Consider the following 6,370-nt stretch of genomic DNA (forward strand, 5'->3'; position numbering starts at 1 on the left):
GAGTCGCAGACTCTGGTGGACGGACGCATGGACGGACGGGACGGAGGTGGCCGCATGCTGTTCGGCCTGGGTGGCGCGCTCGCCGCTGCCGTCTGCTACGGCGTGGCCAGCGTCGTGCAGGCCGTCGCCGTGCGCCACCTGACCCGCGCAGCGGCCGGGACCGGCTGGCTGGCGCGCGCCTGGGCCGGTCGGTGGTATGCCGTGGGCCTCGCCCTGGACGGCCTCGGTTTCCTGGCCTCCGTCGTCGCCCTGCGCACGCTGCCGCTGTTCCTCGTCCAAGCACTCGTCGCCGCGAGCATCGGGGTCACGGCCGTCCTCGCGGCCGCCTTCCTGGGCGTCGCCCTCTCCCGTGCCCAGGTCGGCGCCCTGGTGGTGATCGCTGCGGGCCTGACCGCCCTCGCCGGCAGCGCGCCAGAGCAAGCGGCGCGGGGGCTGGCCGGCGTCGGACCGTGGCTGCTGTTGCTCGGCGTGCTCCCGCTGGTGGTGGCGATGGTGGCCGCCACCCGGGGCACCCGGCCCTCGGCGTTCGTGCTGTTGGCGGTCGCCGCGGGGCTGGGCTTTGCCGGCGTGGGCATCTCGGCGCGCGTGCTCGTCATACCGTCGCCGTGGTGGCACGTGGTCGGTGACCCGGCGCTGTGGGCCCTCGCGGCCTACGGGGTGCAGTCCACGGTCTGCTACGGGATGGCGCTGGCGAAGGGGTCGGTCACCGTGGCGACGGGACTCACCCTGGGCGTCGAGACAGTCGTGCCGGGAGCCATCGGGCTGGCCGCACTGGGCGACCACGTGCGTCCCGGGTGGGGACCGGTGGCGGCGGTCGGGTTCGCCCTCGCGCTCGCCGGGTGCCTCGTGCTGGCCCGGAGGCCGGTGCACCCGCCCGGTTACCCTTGAGGGCATGCCTGCACCCAGCCTGACGAGGACAGCGAGGACGAGGCCGCACGTGGCCGGCTCTTCCGTGTTCACCGAGCTGGAGCCGCTGCTCGAGCGGGTGAGCAAGCCGATCCAGTACGTCGGTGGTGAGCTCAACAGCCGGAGCAAGGACTGGCACTGCGGCGGCCACGGGCCAAGTGGCGAGGAGCTCACCGCGCGGTGGGCCCTGATGTACCCGGATGCCTACGAGGTGGGCCTGCCCAACCAGGGGGTCATGATCCTCTACGAGGTGCTCAACGAGCGGCCGGATGCGCTCGCCGAGCGCACCTACTCGGTCTGGCCGGACATGGAGGAGCAGCTGCGCTCCGCCGGGCTGCCGCAGTTCACCGTCGACGGACACCGCGACGTGCGGGACTTCGACGTCTTCGGCATCTCCTTCTCCACCGAGCTCGGCTACACCAACCTGCTGACCGCGCTGGACCTTGCGGGCATCCCGCTGCACGCCGCCGAGCGCAGCGACGAGGACCCGATCGTGCTGGCCGGCGGGCACGCCGCCTTCAACCCCGAGCCGGTCGCGGACTTCATCGACGCCGCGGTGATCGGGGACGGTGAGGAGGCCGTGCTCGCCATCACCGACCTCGTCACCGGCTGGAAGGCCGAGGGGCGCCCCGGTGGCCGCGAGGAGCTGCTGCTGCGGCTCGCGCGCACGGGCGGCGTCTACGTGCCGGCGTTCTACTCGGTGGACTACCTGTCCGACGGGCGGATCCAGCGCGTCGTGCCCAACCGCCCCGGCGTGCCGTGGCGCGTGTCCAAGCACACGGTGATGGACCTCGACGCCTGGCCCTACCCGAAGCAGCCGCTCGTGCCGCTCGCGGAGTCCGTGCACGAGCGGATGTCGGTGGAGATCTTCCGCGGCTGCACGCGCGGGTGCCGCTTCTGCCAGGCCGGCATGATCACCCGCCCCGTCCGCGAGCGGTCCATCACCGGGATCGGCGAGATGGTCGAGCGGGGGCTCGCCGCGACCGGCTTCGAGGAGGTCGGGTTGCTCTCGCTCTCCAGCGCCGACCACAGCGAGATCGCCGACATCACCAAGGGGCTGGCGGACCGTTACGAGGGGACGCAGACGGGGCTGTCGCTGCCCTCGACGCGGGTCGACGCGTTCAACATCGACCTGGCGAACGAGCTGACCCGGAACGGTCGCCGGTCCGGGCTGACCTTCGCGCCCGAGGGCGGGTCGGAGCGGATCCGCAAGGTGATCAACAAGATGGTGTCCGAGGAGGACCTCATCAACACGGTCACCGCGGCCTACTCGGCCGGGTGGCGCCAGGTGAAGCTCTACTTCATGTGCGGCCTGCCGACCGAGACCGACGAGGACGTGCTCCAGATCGCCGAGCTCGCCAAAAAGGTCATCGACACCGGGCGGCGGGTCACCGGGCGGCGCGACATCCGCTGCACCGTGTCGATCGGCGGGTTCGTGCCGAAGCCGCACACGCCGTTCCAGTGGTGCGCCCAGCTCGGGGCGGAGGAGACCGACGCCCGGCTCGGGAAGCTGCGCGAGGCGATCCGGGCGGACAAGCGGTACGGCTCGGCGATCGGGTTCCGCTACCACGACGGCAAGCCCGGGATCGTCGAGGGCCTGCTGTCGCGCGGCGACCGCCGGGTCGGCAAGGTGATCGAGCAGGTCTGGCGCGACGGCGGCCGTTTCGACGGTTGGAGCGAGCACTTCTCCTACGACCGCTGGATGGCCGCCTGCGAGCGCGGGCTCGCCGGCACAGGCGTCGACGTCGACTGGTACACCACCCGCGAGCGGGACTACGACGAGGTACTGCCCTGGGACCACCTCGACGCCGGGCTGGACAAGGAGTGGCTCTGGGAGGACTGGGAGGCCGCCCTCGACCCCGCCGCCGACGACGTCGAGGACTGCCGTTGGACGCCGTGCTACGACTGCGGCGTCTGTCCCGAGATGGGCACCGACATCCAGATCGGCCCCACCGGCCAGCAGCTGCTGCCGTTGAGCGTGGTCTGAGAAATCTGCTCGATCGCCCGCCCGCCGTCGCCCTAGGGTCGGCGGCATGACCGCGAGACCCCGGATCGGCGACGAGCAGCGGCGGGCCCGGCTCGCCGTACGACACGCGCTCGCGCCGGAGCACCAGGCGGCCTCGGTGTCCGCGGCCACCGAGGCCGTGGTCGCGCTGCACGCGACCGAGCCGGCCAACGTTCACCTGGCCGCCTTCGCCCGCAGCGGCGCCACCCGCGACGAGGTCGACCACGCGCTCTACGTCGAGCGGAGCGTGGTGAAGCAGCTGGCGATGCGGCGCACCGTCTTCGTGTTCCCGCGCGAGCTGCTGCCCGCGGTGTGGGGCAGTGCCAGCGCCCGGGTCGCCCGGCAGCAGCGCGACCGGCTCGCCCGCGACGTGGTCAAGGAGGGCATCGCCGCCGACGGTCCCGCGTGGGTCGACGAGGCCACCCGCGCCGTCCTCGCGCTGCTGCACGAGCGCGGCCCGTTGAGCACCGCCGAGCTGCGCGGCGAGCTCCCGTCGCTGGAGTCCCGGCTGACCTACGCCGAGGGCAAGGCGTACGGCGCCAACATCCCCATCGCCCCCCGGGTGCTGACCACGCTGGCCGCCTCCGGAGCCGTGCTGCGCGGGGACAACGACGGCGGCTGGAAGCTCTCCCGCCCGCGCTGGACGGTGACCTCGCACTGGCTCGGCAGCGAGCCGCAGCCGCTGGACGAGCGCGCCGGCTACGCCACCGTCGTCGAGGCGTGGCTGCGGGCGTTCGGCCCCGGCACCGAGGCCGACCTGGTCTGGTGGCTCGGTGCCACCACCGGCGCGGTCCGCCGGGCGCTCACCGACGTGGGTGCCGTCGAGGTCGACCTCGACGGCGGCGGCACCGGGCTGGTGCTGCCCGACGACGTCGACCCGGTCCCCGCTCCGGGGCGGTGGGCGGCGCTGCTGCCCGCGCTGGATCCCACCACGATGGGCTGGAAGGAGCGCGGTTTCTACCTCGGCAGCCACGCCGGGCTGCTGTTCGACCGCAACGGCAACGCCGGCCCGACGGCGTGGCTCGACGGCCGGGTGGTCGGCGGCTGGACGCAGAAGGACGACGGGCAGGTGGTGGTGGTGCCGTGCGAGGAGCTCGACGCCGCCGGCGCGCGGTTGCTCGAGCGGCAGGCGGCGCGGCTCACGGAGTGGCTCGACGGTGACGTGGTCCGGACGATCTACCAGTCACCGCTGGTGCGCGCCGGCGACAGCTCGTCCTCGATGTAGCGCGGCCGGGCCGCGTAGAGGCCGACCAGCAGCTGGGGCACGCACAGGCCGGTGAGCACCAGCAGCGGCACCGTCCAGCCGCCGGTGAGCCCGTTGAGCCAGCCCATCCCCACCGGGCCGAGGCTGGCCAGCAGGTAGCCGACGGACTGGGCGAAGCCCGACAGCGCCGCGGTGCCGGCCGGGCTGTGCGCCCGCAGGCCGATCAGCGTCAGCACGAACGGGAAGGTGCAGGTGCCCACCCCGACGATCACCGCCCACGCCCAGGCGCCCGCCACCGGCGCGAGCACCAGGCCGAGGTACCCGACGGGGTAGCACACCATCATCGCCACCAGCAGCCCCCGCGGGTCACGGATCCGCCCGGTCACCGTCGGCACCACCAGCGACACCGGGATGCTGGCGCCGGTGATCACGCCCAGGAGCACCCCCGCGGTGGCGGCGGAGAAGCCGGCGTCGCGATAGACCTGCGCGAACCAGCCGAAGATCGAGTAGGCCTGCAGCGACTGCAACCCGAAGAACACCGCCATCGCCCAGCCGAGCCGGGTGCGGGCCACGTCGCGCAGGCCCCACACGTGCGGGCGCTCCTCGGGGGCGCTGTCGTGGCGCAGCAGGCCGAGCCAGGGCAGTGCCGCCACCGCGGCCGTCACGGCCCAGGTCACCAGGCCGACCCGCCAGCCCTGGGGCTCGAAGGCGTGCGCGATCGGCACGGTGAGCATCGACGACGCGGTCAGCCCGACGGCCAGGGCGGTGGTGTACACCGCGGTCATCCGGCCCACGTGCCCCGGGAAGTGCAGCTTGACCAGCGACGGCAGCAGCACGTTGGCGGTGGCCATGCCCGCCAGCGCGAGCAGCGACAGCACCAGGAACACCCAGGCGTGCGAGGTCCACGACCGGGCGCCGAGCCCGGCCACCACGCACAGCAGCGCCAGCAGCGTCACCCGGTGCGCCCCGAGGACGCGTGCCAGCAGCGGCGCCACCGCACCGACCACCGCGAAGGCGAGCACCGGCAGCGTGGTCAGCACCCCGGCCACGGTCGGGGAGAGCTGCAGTCCCGCCCGGATCTCGTCGAGCACCGGCCCCACGCTCACCGCGGCGGGTCGCAGGTTGAAGGCCAGCGCGACGATGCCGACCACCACCAGCGCGCGGGCGGCGCGGCTCCGGGGCTCGGCCGGGGCCGGCTGGGTGCCGGCTGCTGCCGGTCGGGGATGGGGCTGGCTCACCCGCGGATTCTGCCAGTTCGCTGCGCGGGAGCCGTCCCCGGGGGCACAATGACGGCGGTTCCGACGATTGTCACACAATGATGAAATTACAGCTCTGTAGTTCGGGTCTCCTGTCGCTCTCTGTGATTTTTGTTCCCAGAGTGACGAGAAGTGGCTACTGTTCTACCGCTGACGTGACCGTGACCCAGGCCTGACCGGCCTGTCCCGACCTTGGAGGCCTGGACCGTGACGAAACCGGTGTCAACAACCCGCCGGCTGGTGCGCGCGCTGGTGGCGGTGGCCGCCGCAGCGCTGACGGCGACCACCGGCACCGCCTACGCCTACGTCCTGGGCGTGGACACCTCGAACCACCAGCACAGCTCGACCACGTCGATCAACTGGAGCTCGGTGGCCAGCAGCGGCGTCAAGTTCGCCTTCCTCAAGGCGACCGAGGGCACCAGCTTCCAGGACCCCTACTTCAAGGCCGACTGGGCGGCGTCGGCCAAGGTGGGCATCTACCACGGCGCCTACCACTTCGCCCGGCCCAGCACCGCCGCCGGCTCGGCGGTCCAGCAGGCCGACTACTTCGCCTCGTTCATCGGCCCGCAGAACTCGCGCGGCACGCTGCCGCCCGTGCTCGACCTGGAGACGACCGGGGGGCTGTCCCCGCGGCAGCTGATCAGTTGGGTGCAGCAGTTCCTCACCGAGCTGCAGACCCGCACCGGCCGCAACCCGATCATCTACACCTCGCCGTACTTCTGGATCGACAACCTCAACAACAGCACCGCCTTCCACAACTACCCGCTGTGGATCGCGCACTACGGCGTCTCGAGCCCGACGGTGCCCGGCCAGTGGCCGACCTGGTCGTTCTGGCAGTCGACCAGCACCGGCCGCATCCAGGGCATCAGCGGCAACACCGACAAGGACGTCTTCAACGGCAGCATGACCCAGCTGCAGAAGTTCGCCCTCGCCTACACCAAGCCGGCCAGCCAGCTGTCCCTGACGGTGTCCAACACCGCGCCGACCATCGACCAGAGC

General features: G+C 72.5%; 5 protein-coding genes. 4 read left to right on the forward strand and 1 reads right to left on the reverse strand.

The genetic code is table 11. The features are described 5' to 3' along the window. Nucleotides 1-54: 54 nt before the first annotated feature. From VFL99_RS00840 to VFL99_RS00850, 3 genes are read left to right on the forward strand one after another with little or no spacing between them, the layout of a single operon-like run. Nucleotides 55-888 (forward strand): hypothetical protein, encoded by an 834-nt coding sequence (locus VFL99_RS00840; RefSeq protein WP_325104422.1) that lies wholly within the window; start codon nt 55-57, stop codon nt 886-888. A 49-nt stretch (nt 889-937) separates the two neighbouring features. Continuing rightward, nucleotides 938-2,893 (forward strand): TIGR03960 family B12-binding radical SAM protein, encoded by a 1,956-nt coding sequence (locus VFL99_RS00845; RefSeq protein ID WP_325104427.1) that lies wholly within the window; start codon nt 938-940, stop codon nt 2,891-2,893. Between the two features lie 46 nt (nt 2,894-2,939). Then, nucleotides 2,940-4,136, forward strand: coding sequence for a winged helix DNA-binding domain-containing protein (locus VFL99_RS00850; RefSeq protein WP_325104423.1), 1,197 nt, complete (start codon nt 2,940-2,942; stop codon nt 4,134-4,136). On the opposite strand, the gene VFL99_RS00855 is transcribed toward VFL99_RS00850, so the two are convergent. Continuing rightward, on the reverse strand, nt 4,088-5,353 hold the full coding sequence (locus VFL99_RS00855) for a CynX/NimT family MFS transporter (protein ID WP_325104424.1): 1,266 nt from the start codon (nt 5,351-5,353) through the stop codon (nt 4,088-4,090). The two genes, VFL99_RS00850 and VFL99_RS00855, sit on opposite strands and share 49 nt — an antisense overlap. A 225-nt stretch (nt 5,354-5,578) precedes the next feature. Between VFL99_RS00855 and VFL99_RS00860 the strand changes: the two genes are divergently transcribed. Continuing rightward, the coding region (locus VFL99_RS00860; protein ID WP_325104425.1) for a glycoside hydrolase family 25 protein at nt 5,579-6,370 on the forward strand (792 nt) is incomplete at its 3' end.

The organism is Segeticoccus sp. (genome assembly GCF_035708005.1).